Source organism: Pseudomonas sp. RHF3.3-3, from assembly GCF_048069595.1.
Lineage (GTDB): Bacteria > Pseudomonadota > Gammaproteobacteria > Pseudomonadales > Pseudomonadaceae > Aquipseudomonas > Aquipseudomonas fuscovaginae_B.
Genome location: NZ_CP182250.1, coordinates 1,628,062 through 1,643,329 on the forward strand (window position 1 = coordinate 1,628,062; position 15,268 = coordinate 1,643,329).

General features: G+C 62.2%; 15 protein-coding genes. 14 read left to right on the plus strand and 1 reads right to left on the minus strand.

Going from position 1 to position 15,268, the window contains the following annotated elements:
• The first annotated feature begins 147 nt into the window (after positions 1–147).
• The 6 genes from tilS to ispD all read left to right on the plus strand — a co-directional run bounded on the left by tilS (position 148) and on the right by ispD (position 6,855).
• Positions 148–1,476, plus strand: a complete 1,329-nt coding sequence (gene tilS / locus ACMGT0_RS07345) for a tRNA lysidine(34) synthetase TilS (protein WP_416772012.1) — start codon at positions 148–150, stop codon at positions 1,474–1,476.
• Positions 1,477–1,750: 274 nt separating this feature from the next.
• Positions 1,751–3,382 (plus strand): CTP synthase, encoded by a 1,632-nt coding sequence (locus ACMGT0_RS07350; protein WP_416772014.1) that lies wholly within the window; start codon positions 1,751–1,753, stop codon positions 3,380–3,382.
• Between the two features lie 5 nt (positions 3,383–3,387).
• The gene (kdsA, locus tag ACMGT0_RS07355) at positions 3,388–4,233 is read left to right on the plus strand and encodes a 3-deoxy-8-phosphooctulonate synthase (protein ID WP_054058430.1); all 846 of its coding nucleotides are present in this window, start codon (positions 3,388–3,390) and stop codon (positions 4,231–4,233) included.
• Positions 4,234–4,413: 180 nt separating this feature from the next.
• Positions 4,414–5,703: a phosphopyruvate hydratase gene (eno, locus tag ACMGT0_RS07360; protein ID WP_054058429.1), complete on the plus strand. Its 1,290-nt coding sequence runs from the start codon at positions 4,414–4,416 to the stop codon at positions 5,701–5,703.
• Positions 5,704–5,869: 166 nt separating this feature from the next.
• A complete protein-coding gene (ftsB, locus tag ACMGT0_RS07365; RefSeq protein ID WP_017906255.1) occupies positions 5,870–6,148 on the plus strand; it encodes a cell division protein FtsB in 279 nt (92 codons plus the stop codon).
• Positions 6,145–6,855, plus strand: a complete 711-nt coding sequence (gene ispD, locus ACMGT0_RS07370; RefSeq protein WP_054058428.1) for a 2-C-methyl-D-erythritol 4-phosphate cytidylyltransferase — start codon at positions 6,145–6,147, stop codon at positions 6,853–6,855. Before ftsB ends, ispD begins: the two co-directional genes overlap by 4 nt.
• Before the next feature lie 115 nt (positions 6,856–6,970).
• Here ispD and ACMGT0_RS07375 read toward each other — a convergent pair whose 3' ends face one another.
• Complete coding sequence (locus ACMGT0_RS07375; protein ID WP_017906253.1) at positions 6,971–7,867, minus strand: LysR substrate-binding domain-containing protein; 897 nt, start codon at positions 7,865–7,867, stop codon at positions 6,971–6,973.
• A gap of 107 nt (positions 7,868–7,974) precedes the next feature.
• Between ACMGT0_RS07375 and ACMGT0_RS07380 the strand changes: the two genes are divergently transcribed.
• The 8 genes from ACMGT0_RS07380 (at position 7,975) to rpoS (ending at position 15,209) form a co-directional block, all read left to right on the plus strand.
• Entirely contained in the window at positions 7,975–9,087 is a 1,113-nt protein-coding gene (locus ACMGT0_RS07380) for an S-(hydroxymethyl)glutathione dehydrogenase/class III alcohol dehydrogenase (RefSeq protein WP_054058427.1), read from the plus strand.
• A 47-nt stretch (positions 9,088–9,134) separates the two neighbouring features.
• Positions 9,135–9,986, plus strand: a complete 852-nt coding sequence (fghA, locus tag ACMGT0_RS07385) for an S-formylglutathione hydrolase (RefSeq protein ID WP_192842706.1) — start codon at positions 9,135–9,137, stop codon at positions 9,984–9,986.
• A gap of 52 nt (positions 9,987–10,038) precedes the next feature.
• Positions 10,039–10,512: a 2-C-methyl-D-erythritol 2,4-cyclodiphosphate synthase gene (ispF, locus tag ACMGT0_RS07390; RefSeq protein WP_054058425.1), complete on the plus strand. Its 474-nt coding sequence runs from the start codon at positions 10,039–10,041 to the stop codon at positions 10,510–10,512.
• Complete coding sequence (truD, locus tag ACMGT0_RS07395) at positions 10,509–11,567, plus strand: tRNA pseudouridine(13) synthase TruD (protein ID WP_273819444.1); 1,059 nt, start codon at positions 10,509–10,511, stop codon at positions 11,565–11,567. Before ispF ends, truD begins: the two co-directional genes overlap by 4 nt.
• Positions 11,555–12,304 (plus strand): 5'/3'-nucleotidase SurE, encoded by a 750-nt coding sequence (gene surE / locus ACMGT0_RS07400; protein WP_054058423.1) that lies wholly within the window; start codon positions 11,555–11,557, stop codon positions 12,302–12,304. The genes truD and surE overlap by 13 nt, the downstream gene beginning before the upstream one ends.
• Before the next feature lie 38 nt (positions 12,305–12,342).
• Positions 12,343–12,978, plus strand: a complete 636-nt coding sequence (locus ACMGT0_RS07405) for a protein-L-isoaspartate(D-aspartate) O-methyltransferase (protein WP_192842707.1) — start codon at positions 12,343–12,345, stop codon at positions 12,976–12,978.
• 240 nt (positions 12,979–13,218) lie between these two features.
• Positions 13,219–14,097, plus strand: a complete 879-nt coding sequence (locus tag ACMGT0_RS07410; RefSeq protein WP_081009782.1) for a peptidoglycan DD-metalloendopeptidase family protein — start codon at positions 13,219–13,221, stop codon at positions 14,095–14,097.
• A gap of 107 nt (positions 14,098–14,204) precedes the next feature.
• Positions 14,205–15,209: an RNA polymerase sigma factor RpoS gene (rpoS, locus tag ACMGT0_RS07415; RefSeq protein ID WP_017127149.1), complete on the plus strand. Its 1,005-nt coding sequence runs from the start codon at positions 14,205–14,207 to the stop codon at positions 15,207–15,209.
• Positions 15,210–15,268: the final 59 nt, after the last annotated feature.

Below are 15,268 nucleotides of genomic sequence, written 5' to 3' on the forward strand. Positions count from 1 at the left end.
GCGGGCTTGCTTCGCTCCTGCGCATGACGGTAGGAGCCGAGCTTGCTCGCGAACCGCCGCAGGCGGCCATCCAGTGGGTTCGCCTCATGGGTGAAGTCGCCTTCGCGAGCCAGCTCTGCTCCTACAGGATCTAGGGCGTCTCAATTCATGCGTCAGTCAGATATCGATTTGCCCTTCAGGGTGCTTCAAGCCCTGGCACCCTGGCGCAATGCCTCCACTTGGCGCCTGGCCTTCTCCGGTGGCCTCGACTCCACCGTCCTCCTGCACCTGCTGGCCCGCCTGGGCAAGACCGAATCCCTGCCCGAGCTTCGGGCCCTGCATATCCACCATGGCCTGCAGATCGCTGCCGACAGCTGGCCCGAGCATTGCCAGGCCATCTGCGATTCGCTGGGCGTGCCGTTGCAGGTAGTGCGGGTGAGCGTCCAGCTGGGCACCAGTCTCGAGCGCGCCGCGCGGGATGCCCGCTACCTGGCGTTCGCCGGGGTGACTCAGTTGAATGATGTCCTGCTCACCGCCCAGCACCGTGACGATCAGGCCGAAACGTTGCTGTTTCGCCTGTTGCGGGGGGCAGGGGTCCGTGGCCTGGCGGCGATGCCGAGCGAGCGGGAAGTGGGGGGCGGCTATCTGGTTCGGCCATTGCTCGATGTTTCGCGCGTAGAGCTCGAGCGATACGCCCGCGAGCATGGTCTGAACTGGATCGAGGATCCGTCCAACGCCGACCAGCAGTTCTCCCGCAATTACCTGCGTCACCGGGTGTTTCCTGGGCTGGCCGAGCGCTGGCCGCAGGCGGTCGGCAGCATGGTGCGCAGCGCGGCCCATCTGCGCGAGGCCCAGGAGTTGCTGGATGACCTGGCCGAAATCGACCTGGACAACGCCCAGGCCCATTCCCGCTATGACTGGCTGGGCATGCCGTCACTGGCCCTGGATGCGCTCGCCGAGTTGTCCGAGGCACGCCAGCGCAACCTGTTGCGCCACTGGCTGGAACCGCTGACGCAATTGCCGGACAGCGACCATTGGGCCGGCTGGGAGGACCTGCGCGATGCCGGGCATGATGCCCGGCCCAAGTGGCGCCTGGCCGAGGGCGAGTTGCACCGGGCCGACGAGCACCTGTGGTGGCTGAGTGGTTCCTGGTTGCGCCAGCCGCGGGCGGATATCGACTGGCGCGACCCGCGGCGTGGCCTGGAATTGCCGGACAATGGCGAGTTGCTGATCGTCGGCGAGGCACCCTCCGGTCCGTTGCAGGTGCGCTATCGCCAGGGAGGCGAGGTGCTGCACCTGCCGGATCGCGGGCATCGCGATCTCAAGCGGCTGCTCAATGAAAGCGGGGTGCCCTGGTTCGTCCGTGGCCGCTTGCCACTGGTCTACCGGGACGGCCAGTTGCTGGCCGTGGCCAACCTGGCCGGGCTCGACGGGCGGGCGTTCGGCGACTGGCATTTGCAGTGGCAGCCACCTTCGAGCGATCAAGGTTTGAGCTGAAAGCCGCTTTCCGGTAGACTACGCTCCCTTCTTGATACAACTTCTGTTGATTCGCCTGAATGACAGCAGTTGCCGATTACCAAGCAGTCTTTGCTGGGCGATTCCAAAAAATGTGTAGCGAGCAACGTACCGGTGTTGTCACTTCCGGTCTGTCCCAACGCGGCGGTTTTTTTGAAAGATGCACTGTGATTAATGCTGGTGATCGGGGGCTTCGGCCTTCCTTCGCTTTCCCGGGCGGCTCGGACCGCTTTAACGCAGACTTCTAGGGTTTTTCATGACGCGCTATATATTCGTCACGGGCGGTGTTGTTTCTTCATTGGGGAAAGGCATTGCCTCGGCTTCATTGGCGGCCATCCTGGAGGCGCGGGGGCTGAAAGTCACCATGCTCAAGCTGGATCCGTACATCAACGTCGATCCGGGCACCATGAGCCCGTTCCAGCACGGTGAAGTGTTCGTCACCCATGATGGCGCCGAGACCGACCTGGACCTGGGTCACTACGAGCGGTTCATCCGCACCACCATGACCCAGAACAACAACTTCACCACCGGCCGCGTGTACGAGCACGTCCTGCGCAAGGAGCGCCGTGGTGACTACCTGGGTGCGACCATCCAGGTGATCCCGCACATCACCGACGAAATCAAGCGTCGCATCATCAAGGGTGCCGGCGATGCCGACGTGGCCCTGGTGGAAATCGGCGGTACCGTGGGCGACATCGAGTCGCAACCGTTCCTCGAAGCCATCCGCCAGTTGCGGGTCGAGGTCGGCTCCAAGCGCGCGATGCTGATGCACCTGACCCTGGTTCCGTACATCGCCACCGCTGGCGAGACCAAGACCAAGCCGACCCAACACTCGGTGAAGGAGCTGCGCTCCATCGGCCTGCAGCCTGACGTGCTGATCTGCCGCTCCGACCATCCGGTGGATGTCTCCTCGCGTCGCAAGATCGCCCTGTTCACCAACGTTGAAGAGCGTGCGGTGATCTCCCTGGAAGACGTCGACACCATCTACAAGATCCCGGCCGTGCTGCACGCCCAGGGCCTGGACGATTTCGTCGTCGAGCGTTTCGGCCTGCAGTGCAACGGTGCCGACCTGTCCGAATGGGAAAAGGTCGTCGATGCCAAGCTCAACCCCGAGCACGAAGTCACCATCGCCATGGTCGGCAAGTACATGGAACTGCTGGACGCCTACAAGTCGCTGATCGAGGCGATGAGTCATGCCGGCATCACCAACCGCACCAAGGTCAACCTGCGCTACATCGATTCCGAGGATATCGAGAACCAGGGCACCGGCCTGCTCGAAGGCGTCGATGCGATCCTGGTTCCTGGCGGCTTCGGCCTGCGCGGCGTGGAGGGCAAGATCACTGCCGTCCAGTACGCTCGCGAGAACAAGGTTCCCTACCTCGGTATCTGCCTGGGTATGCAGGTGGCGGTCATCGAGTTCGCCCGTAACGTGCTGGGCTGGAAGGACGCCAACTCCACCGAGTTCGACCGCAGCAGCGGCCACCCCGTGGTCGGCCTGATCACCGAATGGGAAGACGCCTCCGGTGCCGTCGAGACCCGTAGCGAAGCCTCCGACCTGGGTGGCACCATGCGCCTGGGCGCCCAGGAATGCCTGCTCGAAGCCGGTTCCCAGGTCCATGGTTGCTACGGCAAGGACGTGATCGTCGAGCGTCATCGCCACCGCTACGAAGTGAACAACAAGCTGCTGCCGCAGATCATGGAAGCCGGTCTGAAGATTTCCGGTCGTTCCGGTGATGGCGCGCTGGTGGAAGTGGTCGAGGCTCCGGATCATCCATGGTTCGTCGCCTGCCAGTTCCACCCCGAGTTCACCTCGACCCCGCGTGACGGTCATCCGCTGTTCAGCGGTTTCGTCAAGGCGGCACTGGCCCAACACCAGAAGAAGGCGTGAGACTGATGGCCCAGAAGATCATTCGCGTCGGCGACATCGAGATCGCCAACGACAAGCCGATGGTGCTGTTCGGTGGCATGAACGTGCTGGAAAGCCGTGACATGGCGATGCAGGTCTGCGAAGAGTACGTGCGGGTCACCGAGAAACTCGGTATCCCCTACGTGTTCAAGGCCAGCTTCGACAAGGCCAACCGTTCCTCCGTGACCTCCTTCCGTGGCCCCGGCCTGGAAGAGGGCATGCGGATCTTCCAGGACATCAAGCAGGCCTTCGGCGTGCCGATCATCACCGACGTCCACGAGCCTGCCCAGGCCGCCGTGGCCGCCGAGGTCTGCGACATCATCCAGTTGCCGGCCTTCCTGTCGCGCCAGACCGACCTGGTGGTCGCCATGGCCAAGACCGGTGCGGTGATCAACATCAAGAAAGCCCAGTTCCTCGCCCCCCAGGAAATGAAGCACATCCTGAACAAGTGCGTGGAAGCCGGCAACGACCAGTTGATCCTCTGCGAGCGTGGTTCGAGCTTCGGCTACAACAACCTGGTGGTCGACATGCTCGGCTTCGGCATCATGAAGCAGTTCGAGTACCCGGTGTTCTTCGACGTCACCCACGCCCTGCAGATGCCGGGCGGCCGTGCGGATTCGGCCGGTGGTCGCCGCGCCCAGGTTACCGACCTGGCCAAGGCCGGCATCAGCCAGGGCCTGGCGGGGTTGTTCCTTGAGGCGCACCCGGATCCGGACCATGCCAAGTGCGATGGCCCTTGTGCCCTGCGTCTGAACAAACTGGAGCAGTTCCTCAGCCAGCTCAAGGCTCTGGATGAACTGATTAAGAGTTTTCCGACCGTAGAAACGGCCTGATCCTCATTTCTCCGGTAAACTGCCACACAATTTTTCGCTCTGGCCTGCCGGCCGCATTGCTTTTGCAGTCGCCGGCTTGCCGGCGATCAGACCCGGCGGTCGGCTATCGACCCCGCGGACAGCTGATCGCCGGCAAGCCGGTGCCTGCATGGTTTCGTCAACTGTGGAGTGTTTACAACAATGGCAAAAATCGTCGACATCAAAGGTCGTGAAGTTCTCGACTCCCGTGGCAACCCCACTGTGGAAGCGGACGTGCTTCTGGACAACGGCATCATCGGCAGCGCCTGCGCTCCGTCCGGTGCTTCCACCGGCTCGCGTGAAGCGCTGGAGCTGCGTGATGGCGACAAGAGCCGTTACCTGGGCAAGGGTGTACTGAAGGCCGTCGCCAACATCAACGGCCCGATCCGTGACCTGCTGCTGGGCAAGGACCCAGCGGACCAGAAGGCTCTGGACCATGCGATGATCGCCCTCGACGGTACCGAGAACAAGGCGAACCTGGGGGCCAACGCCATCCTCGCGGTGTCCCTGGCCGCGGCCAAGGCTGCAGCCCAGGACCAGGACCTGCCGCTGTACGCACACATTGCCAACCTGAACGGTACTCCAGGTGTCTACTCGATGCCGGTTCCGATGATGAACATCATCAACGGTGGCGAACATGCCGACAACAACGTCGATATCCAGGAATTCATGGTTCAGCCGGTTGGCGCCAAGTCCTTCTCCGAAGGCCTGCGCATGGGCACCGAGATTTTCCATCACCTCAAAGCCGTGCTCAAAGCCCGTGGCCTGAGCACCGCGGTAGGTGACGAAGGTGGTTTCGCACCGAACCTGGCATCCAACGAAGATGCCCTGAAAGTCATCTCCGAAGCCGTTGCCAATGCCGGTTACACCCTGGGCACCGACGTGACCCTGGCTCTGGACTGCGCGGCCAGCGAGTTCTTCGAAGACGGCAAGTACAATCTGTCCGGCGAAGGCCAGGTGTTCACCGCCGAAGGTTTCGCCGAATACCTGAAGGGCCTGACCCAGCGCTACCCGATCATCTCGATCGAAGACGGCCTTGACGAGTCCGACTGGGCCGGCTGGAAGATCCTTACCGACAAGATCGGCGAGAAAACCCAACTGGTGGGTGACGACCTGTTCGTGACCAACACCAAGATCCTGAAGGAAGGCATCGACAAGAAGATCGCCAACTCCATCCTGATCAAGTTCAACCAGATCGGCTCCCTGACCGAAACCCTGGAAGCCATCCAGATGGCCAAGGCTGCCGGCTACACCGCGGTGATCTCGCACCGTTCCGGTGAAACCGAAGACTCGACCATTGCCGACCTGGCCGTGGGTACCGCTGCCGGCCAGATCAAGACCGGTTCGCTGTGCCGCTCCGACCGCGTTTCCAAGTACAACCAACTGCTGCGTATCGAAGAGCAATTGGGCGCCAAGGCGAAGTACAACGGTCGTTCCGAGTTTCGCGGTTAAGCCGTAGATGGTAAAAAGACACCGGATTGTGTCGGAAAAGTCGCTATAGCGGTTTTTTCGCAACTAATCTGATGGCTGACAAGCACGGGCCTGGGTATATCCAGGCTCTTGCTGTTGGTATATGGACGTCGGCTTGGCTGTCTTTTCACTGGGTAAACGAAATTCGATGCGCAGTCCCAACTGGTTGTTCCTTGTCCTGCTCCTGCTGCTGGCTGGCCTGCAGTACCGCCTTTGGGTGGGTAACGGGAGCCTGGCACAGGTAGCCGACCTGACCCAACAGATTGCCGAACAGCATGCCGAGAACGAGCGCCTGCTGGAGCGCAACCGTGTCCTCGATGCGGAAGTTCTTGAACTGAAGAAAGGCATGGAGACCGTTGAAGAGCGTGCTCGCCATGAGCTGGGCATGGTCAAGGACGGCGAAACCCTTTATCAGCTGGCACAATGACTGACTCATCGCTACCGGCCTTCTGGGCCGTGATTCCTGCCGCGGGTGTAGGTGCCCGTATGGCGGCCGACCGTCCCAAGCAGTACCTGCAACTGGGCGGACGAACCATTCTCGAACACAGCCTCGGCTGTTTTCTCGATCATCCGGGCCTCAAGGGGCTGGTGCTGAGCCTGGCGCCCGATGATCCCTACTGGCCGACCCTGGCCTGTGCAGGCGATTCGCGTATCCGGCGTGTCGACGGTGGCGCCGAGCGTGCCGACTCGGTACTCAATGCCTTGTTGCATCTGCATGCCCTGGGGGCGGCGGATGACGACTGGGTGCTGGTTCACGATGCGGCCCGGCCGAATCTGTCCCGCGACGACCTCGATACCTTGCTCGCCGAACTGGCGGACGACCCGGTGGGTGGCCTGCTGGCCGTACCGGCGCGGGATACGCTCAAGCGGGTGGACAAACAGGGGCGGGTGCTGGAAACCGTCGATCGGGCGCTGATCTGGCAGGCCTATACGCCACAGATGTTCCGCCTGGGTGCCTTGCACCGGGCATTGGCCGACAGCCTGGTGGCTGACGCGACCATCACCGACGAAGCTTCGGCGATGGAGTGGGCCGGCCAGGCGCCGCGCCTGATCGAGGGACGTTCGGACAACATCAAGGTCACCCGTCCCGAGGACCTGGAGTGGCTGCGCCTGCGCTGGGCCAATCGCCGCTGAGGCGGTTGCTGTTCGCGGGCAAGCCCCGCTCCTACAGCTCATCCTCTTTTATACGACGCGGATCTGTAGGAGCCGGGCTTGCCCGCGAAAGCACCAGGCCCGGCGCCGCCGATCTTCAGGCCTGGTACTCCGGCCGCTTCGCCAACCCCTCCCGGAGATAATCCACCAGCTTGCGTACTTTCGGCGACAGGTGCCGCTGTTGCGGGTACAGCGCCCACACCGCGGTATTCGGCGGCTGGTGCGCTTCGAGCAGGGATATCAGCGTGCCGTTGTGCAAATGTTCCAGCACGTAATAGTCCGGTAACTGGCACAACCCCACCCCCTGCAACGCCGCATCGAGTACTGCCTGGCCACTGTTGCAGCGCCAGTTGCCCTGGACCCGTTGGGAAAATTCGCGGCCATCCTGCTCCAGTTGCCAGATATCCGAACTGCCGATCAGGCAATTGTGCCGGCTCAGTTCCGACAGGCTGTGGGGCCGGCCATACCGCTCCAGGTAGGAAGGAGAGGCGCACAGATACATCCGCCTGGGCGCCAGCCGGGTTGCCACCAACCGGGAATCCTGGAGGCGGCCGAGGCGAATCGCCAGGTCCAGGCCTTCATGCACCAGGTCCAGGGTGCGGTTGCTCAACTCGATATCCACCCGCAACTGCGGATACAGCCCCATGAACGCGGTGACCAGCGGCACGATGAAGCGTTCGCCGTAGGCCACCGCGCAGGTCATGCGCAGCATGCCCTTGGGTTCGCTGGTCAGGTCACCCACCGCCCGCAGTGCTTCCTCGCGTCCGTCCTGCAGGCGCTGGCAGTGTTGCAGGAAAGTCTGCCCGGCCTCGGTCAGCGTCACGCGCCGGGTGCTGCGATAGAGCAGGCGGGTCTGCAGGCGTTCCTCCAGCCGGGCGATCTGCCGGCTGATGTGCGAAGAGGACACTCCCAGGCGCTCCGCCGCCGCGGTGAACTGGCTGCACTCGGCTACGGCGACGAACTCGTCGATCCCTTCCCAGCCGTTCTCGCTCATCCGATTATCCCTGTATGGCAATAATGTTTTGCTTTCGGCCTGATTATTCACCAATAGTCGATGATTTACACTCTGGTCTTTGCCATTCACTTTTCAGGAGTTGCTGGATGATCAAGTCACGTGCTGCCGTTGCCTTCGAGGCGAAGAAGCCGCTGGAAATCGTCGAAGTCGATGTCGCCATGCCCAAGGCCGGTGAAGTGCTGCTGCGTGTCGTGGCCACCGGCGTCTGCCACACCGATGCCTACACTCTGTCCGGTGCGGACCCGGAAGGTATCTTCCCGTCCATCCTCGGCCACGAGGGCGGTGCGATCGTCGAGGCGATCGGCGAGGGTGTGACCTCGGTGGCCGTCGGCGACCACGTCATCCCGCTGTACACCCCGGAATGCGGCAAGTGCAAATTCTGTCTGTCGGGCAAGACCAACCTCTGCCAGGCCATCCGCGCCACCCAGGGCAAGGGCCTGATGCCGGACGGTACTTCGCGTTTCTCCTACAAGGGCGAGACGATTTTCCACTACATGGGCACCTCGACCTTCTCCGAGTACACCGTGCTGCCGGAAATCTCCGTGGCCAAGATCGCCAAGGATGCGCCGCTGGAGAAGGTCTGCCTGCTCGGCTGTGGCGTCACCACCGGGATCGGTGCGGTGATCAATACCGCCAAGGTCAAGGCTGGCGATACCGTGGCGATCTTCGGCCTGGGCGGCATCGGCCTGTCGGCGGTGATCGGCGCGGTGAAAGCCAAGGCCGGCCGTATCATCGCCATCGACATCAACCCGGCCAAGTTCGAGATCGCCCGGCAACTGGGCGCCACCGATTGCGTCAACCCGAAGGATTTCGACCGTCCGATCCAGGAAGTCATCGTCGACATGACCGATGGCGGTGTGGATTTCTCCTTCGAGTGCATCGGCAATGTGCAATTGATGCGTGCGGCGCTGGAGTGCTGCCACAAGGGATGGGGCGAGTCGGTGATCATCGGCGTGGCCGGTGCCGGCCAGGAAATCGCCACCCGTCCGTTCCAACTGGTGACCGGTCGCGTCTGGCGCGGTTCGGCGTTCGGTGGCGTGCGTGGCCGCAGCGAGCTGCCGAGCTATGTCGACATGGCGCAGAAGGGCGAGATCCCGCTGGATACCTTCATCACCCACACCATGGGCCTGGAAGACATCAACAAGGCGTTCGACCTGATGCATGAAGGCAAGAGCATCCGTACCGTCATCCACTTCTGATTACCTTGCAGGGGCCAGCCGTCAGCCGGCCCCTGCAGTGTGGAGTTGTGCTTATGTCCCTGGAAAACCTCTCTTGCCAGAAGAGCTTCGGCGGCTGGCATAAACGCTATAAACATCATTCCGATGTGCTCGGTTGCGACATGGTGTTTGCCGTCTACCTGCCGCCGCAGGCCGAGCAGGGTGTCAAGCTGCCGGTGCTGTACTGGCTGTCCGGGCTGACCTGTACCGATGAAAACTTCATGCAAAAGGCCGGCGCCCAGCGCATGGCCGCGCAACTGGGGTTGATCATCGTTGCCCCGGATACCAGTCCGCGTGGTCCGGAAGTGCCCGGCGATCCCGAGAATGCCTGGGATTTTGGTCTCGGCGCCGGTTTCTACCTGAATGCGACGCAACAGCCCTGGGCCCGCCACTACCGGATGCACGACTATGTGGTGCACGAGCTGCCGGCCCTGATCGAGGCGCATTTCCCGGCCTCCGACAAGCGCGGAATCAGTGGCCACTCCATGGGCGGCCATGGCGCGCTGGTGTGCGCCTTGCGCAATCCGGGGCGTTACCAGTCGCTGTCGGCCTTCGCGCCGATCAGCAACCCGATGGATTGCCCGTGGGGGCAGAAGGCGTTCTCGCGTTACCTGGGCGAGGAGCGTGCACGCTGGCGCGAATGGGATGCCTGCGCGCTGATCAGCGAGGCGAGCGAGAAGCTGCCGATCCTGGTGGATCAGGGCGACCGCGACGACTTCCTGGCCAATCAGCTCAAGCCCGAGGCCTTGCAGCAGGCGGCCAGGCAGGCCGGGCATCCGCTGACCCTGCGCCTGCAGCCGGGCTACGACCACAGCTACTTTTTCATCGCCAGCTTCATCGATGATCATTTGAAGCATCACAGCGAAGCTCTTAGCGGCTAATGTCGGACAAAGCAGGTAGAATCACGCCCTGACTAAATCGGGGCGTTTTTTTATGCGTATTGGCCACGGCTATGATGTTCACCGTTTCGCCGAAGGCGAATTCATCACTCTGGGTGGCGTGCGGATCGCGCACCACCGTGGGCTGCTGGCTCATTCCGACGGCGACGTACTGCTGCATGCCCTGAGTGACGCATTGCTGGGTGCGGCGGCATTGGGCGACATCGGCAAGCATTTTCCCGACACCGACCCGACCTACAAGGGCGCCGACAGCCGCGTGCTGTTGCGTCACGTGATGTCGTTGCTCAAGGAGCGCGGCTGGCGGGTCGGCAACGTCGACAACACCATCGTTGCCCAGGCACCGAAAATGGCACCGTATATCGAGTCGATGCGCGCGTTGATCGCCGAGGACCTTGAAGTTGAGCTGGACCAAGTGAACGTAAAAGCCACCACCACCGAAAAGCTCGGCTTTACCGGGCGTGAGGAAGGCATCGCGGTGCATTCCGTCGCCTTGTTGCTGCGCGCATGACGGAACTGGAACTGCTGGGCCCCCGCGCCCATGGCGAGGCGCTGGGCAGCGCGGTGCTCAAGGCCACCGCGGAAGATTTCCAGGTCGATGAAGTGCTCGACATCCCCCTGTCCGGCGATGGCGAACACCTGTGGCTGTGGGTGGAGAAACGCGGCCTGAACACCGAGGAAGCGGCCCGCCGTCTTGCCCGGGCCGCCGGCGTGCCCTTGCGCACCGTCAGCTACGCCGGGCTGAAGGACCGCCAGGCGCTGACCCGGCAATGGTTCAGCATCCAGTTGCCGGGCAAGGCCGATCCGGACATGACCGCCGCGCAGAACGACACGCTGCGAATCCTCAAGAGTGTCCGGCACAAGCGCAAGCTGCAGCGCGGCGCCCACTCGGCCAACGGTTTCACCCTGCGCCTGAGCCAACTGGCGGCGGACCGGCAGGGGCTGGAGCAACGCCTGGAACAGATCAGCCGGCTGGGCATTCCGAATTACTTTGGTACCCAGCGCTTCGGCCACCAGGGCGGCAATCTCGGCGAGGCCCGTGACTATGCGGCGCGCCAGGCCCTGCCGGAGCAGCGCAATGTGCGTTCGCGGCTGCTTTCCAGCGCCCGCAGCTATCTGTTCAACCAGGTGCTGGCGGCGCGGGTCGCCGATGGCAGCTGGAACCGCGCCCAGGTGGGCGACCTGCTGGCCTTTACCGACAGCCGCAGTTTTTTCCCGGCCAACGAAGCCGAATGCCATGACCCGCGCCTGGCGATTCTCGACCTGCATCCGACCGGTCCGCAGTGGGGGCAGGGGCCTTCCCCGGCGGCCGCCGCGACCTTCGAACTGGAACAGGCCGTTGCCGCGCGTGAGCCGCAATTGTGCCAATGGCTGGCCAAGGCGGGAATGGAGCACGAACGTCGCATCCTGCGGCTGCCCATTGGCGGGCTGACGTGGCATTATCCATCGCTGGACATTCTGCAACTGGAATTCGTCCTGCCGGCCGGATGCTTCGCCACTGTTCTGGTGCGCGAGCTCGTTGATCTGGTGCCGGTGGGACAGACGGACAGCTCATGCGTATTCTGATTTCCAACGACGACGGGGTTTTCGCCCCCGGTCTCGCCGCGCTTCATGCTGCGCTGGCGGACTATGCCGAGTGCCGGGTGATTGCCCCGGACCAGGACAGGAGCGGCACCAGCAGTGCGCTGACCCTCGACCGTCCGCTGCATCCGCACACCCAGCCCAACGGCTTCATCAGCCTGAACGGCACGCCGACCGATTGCGTGCACCTGGGCGTCAATGGCCTGTTGGGCCACGAACCGGACATGGTGGTCTCGGGCATCAACCTGGGCGCCAACCTTGGCGACGACGTGCTGTATTCCGGCACGGTCGGTGCTGCGCTGGAAGGCCGTTTCCTGGGCCGGACCTCCTTCGCCTTTTCGCTCGCTTCCCATCAGGTCGACAACCTGGCCACTGCGGCGCATTTCGCCCGTTTGCTGGTGCAGGCCCATGAAGGTCTCGAGTTGCCGCCGCGCACAGTACTCAACGTCAACGTGCCGAACCTGCCGCTGGAGCATATCCGCGGCATCCGCCTGACCCGCCTGGGGCATCGGGCGCGGGCGGCGGCGCCGATCCGCGAAGTCAATCCGCGGGGCAAGGCCGGGTACTGGATCGCCGCGGCCGGGGATGTCGAGGATGGCGGCCCGGGTACGGACTTCCATGCGTTGATGCAGGGTTTCGTTTCGGTTACTCCGCTGCAACTGGATCGTACCTTCAACGATGCCTTTGCCAGCCTGGGTGGTTGGCTGGAGGGGCTTGCCTGATGGCGCGTGAGAACGATTTGTTGCGGGGCGGGATCGGCATGACCTCGCAGAGAACCCGCGAACGCCTGATTCAGCGGCTTTACGAGGAAGGGCTGTCCAACCCCCAGGTGCTGGAGGTGATCCGTCGCACTCCGCGTCATCTGTTCGTCGATGAAGCCCTGGCCCACCGGGCCTATGAAGACACCGCGCTACCGATCGGCCACAACCAGACCATTTCCCAACCCTACATGGTGGCGCGCATGAGCGAGCTGCTGCTGGAGGCCGGGCCGCTGGACAAGGTGCTGGAGATCGGCACCGGTTCCGGCTACCAGACCGCGGTGCTGTCGCAACTGGTCGAACGGGTGTTTTCGGTCGAACGGATCAAGGTCCTGCAGGACCGTGCCAAGGAGCGTCTGGTCGAGCTCAACCTGCGCAACGTGGTGTTCCGTTGGGGTGATGGCTGGGAAGGCTGGCCGGCCCTGGCACCCTATAACGGCATTATCGTCACCGCGGTTGCCACCGATGTACCCCAGGCGTTACTCGACCAACTGGCTCCTGGCGGGCGCCTGGTGATTCCGGTAGGGGCGGGTGAGGTCCAGCAACTGATGCTGATCGTGCGTGAGGAACATGGATTTTCCCGGCATGTGCTCGGTGCAGTCCGTTTTGTTCCATTGCTCAACGGGCCTCTGGCCTGAACCCGGCTTTATTTGTTCAACAAGTGCGCTGAATTCTGTTGAGTGTTATCGGTCCTAGTGTCGGAACTTGCGAGCAGCGCCTGTTTAAAGTGTGTCGACTTTCGCTGTCGAACTGTACAAGCTGCTCGCCCATGACAGCTTTGCTGTCCGTAAAACTCCAACGGCCAGTTATACTTGCGTCACACTGGCGCCTGTATGGGCACTCCATATTCATTTCAGACAACACAAAGGGAGCGGCGGGTGCATCTCACAGTCATTCGGCAGCGTATGGGTAAAACAAGCGTTCAGCGCCTGATGATCGGTCTTGCCCTCAGTGCTTTACTGGCTGGTTGCTCCAGTGCTCCCAAGAACGGCGTGCGCGTCGTCGATCGCAATGGCAATGTAACTAATTCCGTCAGCTCCGCCCCGCAACGACCGATGACCACCACTGGTCAACATGTTGTTGTCCGCGGCGATACATTGTTCTCGATTGCCTTTCGCTACGGCTGGGACTGGAAAGCCCTGGCCGCGCGCAACAATATCCAGGAGCCGTATACCATCCATGTCGGTCAGGCGATTCGCTTCGACAGCCGTTCAAATTCAACGCCGGCCGTAGCGACTTCGACCACCAGTTCGTCATCCTCGTCGTCGAGCAAGATCACCGTCACGAGGCGTCCGGCGACTGCCGCCGGAGCGCCTGCCACGACTGCGGCAGCGACACCGGCCCCGACCGGTGCGGCGACTGCGACCCCGCCTGCGGGGCCCGCGCCGAAGGGCTGGGCGTGGCCGGCAAACGGTATTTTAATTGGAAAATTTGCTTCAAACGGTAGTTTGAATAAAGGTATTGATATCGCCGGAGATTTGGGACAGCCTGTTTTAGCTGCGTCTGATGGTTCGGTTGTATACGCCGGAAGTGGGTTACGGGGCTACGGCGAACTTGTCATCATCAAACACAGCGATACCTACGTCAGTGCCTACGGTCACAACCGCAGGCTGTTGGTTCGGGAGGGGCAGCAGGTCAAAGTCGGACAGACAATTGCCGAGATGGGATCAACTGGTACAGACCGGGTGAAACTGCACTTTGAGATTCGCCGCCAGGGCAAACCCGTAGACCCATTGCAATTCCTGCCGCGTCGTTGATCCGTTTTCCAGCCTGTTCTCATGACGTAGTGGGAACAGGTTCCAGCGTTGCCAGGGATAAAGGCGCCGCTTGAGCCTGAGGTCGAACTCACCAAAGGACTATAACAATGGCTCTCAGTAAAGAAGCGCCGGGGTTTGACATCGACGATGAGGTGCTCCTTATGGACTCCGACATTGTCATGGATATGATGCCGGAGGACGATAGTTCTCCACCCCCAGTTCGTGCCAAGACCAAAAATGCTGCTGCACTCAAGCAGCACAAATACATTGACTACACCCGGGCCCTGGATGCGACCCAGTTGTATCTCAATGAAATCGGTTTTTCCCCCTTGTTGTCCCCGGAAGAAGAAGTCCATTTTGCGCGGCTGTCGCAAAGCGGCGATCCGGCGGGCCGCAAACGCATGATTGAAAGCAACTTGCGCCTGGTGGTGAAAATTGCCCGACGTTACGTCAACCGTGGGCTTTCGCTGCTGGACCTGATCGAGGAGGGCAATCTCGGGTTGATCAGGGCGGTCGAGAAATTCGACCCGGAGCGCGGTTTCCGCTTTTCGACCTATGCCACCTGGTGGATTCGCCAGACGATCGAACGGGCGATCATGAATCAGACCCGTACCATCCGTCTGCCGATCCATGTGGTCAAGGAACTCAACGTCTACCTGCGGGCAGCCCGCGAGTTGACGCAGAAGCTCGACCACGAGCCTTCTCCCGAGGAAATCGCCAACCTGCTGGAAAAGCCGGTCGGGGAGGTCAAGCGCATGCTCGGCCTGAACGAGCGGGTGTCCTCGGTGGACGTTTCCCTCGGCCCGGACTCGGACAAGACCCTGCTCGACACGCTGACGGATGATCGGCCGACCGATCCCTGCGAGTTGCTGCAGGACGACGACCTCTCCCAGAGCATCGACCAGTGGCTATCGGAGTTGACCGACAAGCAACGTGAGGTGGTGGTGCGGCGTTTCGGCCTGCGCGGTCATGAGAGCAGCACGTTGGAGGACGTTGGCCTGGAAATCGGCCTGACCCGTGAACGGGTACGGCAGATTCAGGTCGAGGGCCTCAAACGCTTGCGCGAGATCCTGGAGAAGAACGGCCTGTCGAGCGAATCGCTGTTCCAGTGACGACAGGTGGGTCATAGCCAGCCGCTTTGGAAGCGGCTTTTTGTGCATGCCGGTGGAAG

Bases quoted from the DNA above. Each gene is read 5' to 3' on its own strand.
- tilS (WP_416772012.1), top strand. From the start codon at position 148: ATGCGTCAGTCAGATATCGATTTGCCCTTCAGGGTGCTTCAAGCCCTG.
- ACMGT0_RS07350 (WP_416772014.1), top strand. From the start codon at position 1,751: ATGACGCGCTATATATTCGTCACGGGCGGTGTTGTTTCTTCATTGGGG.
- kdsA (WP_054058430.1), top strand. From the start codon at position 3,388: ATGGCCCAGAAGATCATTCGCGTCGGCGACATCGAGATCGCCAACGAC.
- eno (WP_054058429.1), top strand. From the start codon at position 4,414: ATGGCAAAAATCGTCGACATCAAAGGTCGTGAAGTTCTCGACTCCCGT.
- ftsB (WP_017906255.1), top strand. From the start codon at position 5,870: ATGCGCAGTCCCAACTGGTTGTTCCTTGTCCTGCTCCTGCTGCTGGCT.
- ispD (WP_054058428.1), top strand. From the start codon at position 6,145: ATGACTGACTCATCGCTACCGGCCTTCTGGGCCGTGATTCCTGCCGCG.
- ACMGT0_RS07375 (WP_017906253.1), bottom strand. From the start codon at position 7,867: ATGAGCGAGAACGGCTGGGAAGGGATCGACGAGTTCGTCGCCGTAGCC.
- ACMGT0_RS07380 (WP_054058427.1), top strand. From the start codon at position 7,975: ATGATCAAGTCACGTGCTGCCGTTGCCTTCGAGGCGAAGAAGCCGCTG.
- ispF (WP_054058425.1), top strand. From the start codon at position 10,039: ATGCGTATTGGCCACGGCTATGATGTTCACCGTTTCGCCGAAGGCGAA.
- truD (WP_273819444.1), top strand. From the start codon at position 10,509: ATGACGGAACTGGAACTGCTGGGCCCCCGCGCCCATGGCGAGGCGCTG.
- surE (WP_054058423.1), top strand. From the start codon at position 11,555: ATGCGTATTCTGATTTCCAACGACGACGGGGTTTTCGCCCCCGGTCTC.
- ACMGT0_RS07405 (WP_192842707.1), top strand. From the start codon at position 12,343: ATGACCTCGCAGAGAACCCGCGAACGCCTGATTCAGCGGCTTTACGAG.
- rpoS (WP_017127149.1), top strand. From the start codon at position 14,205: ATGGCTCTCAGTAAAGAAGCGCCGGGGTTTGACATCGACGATGAGGTG.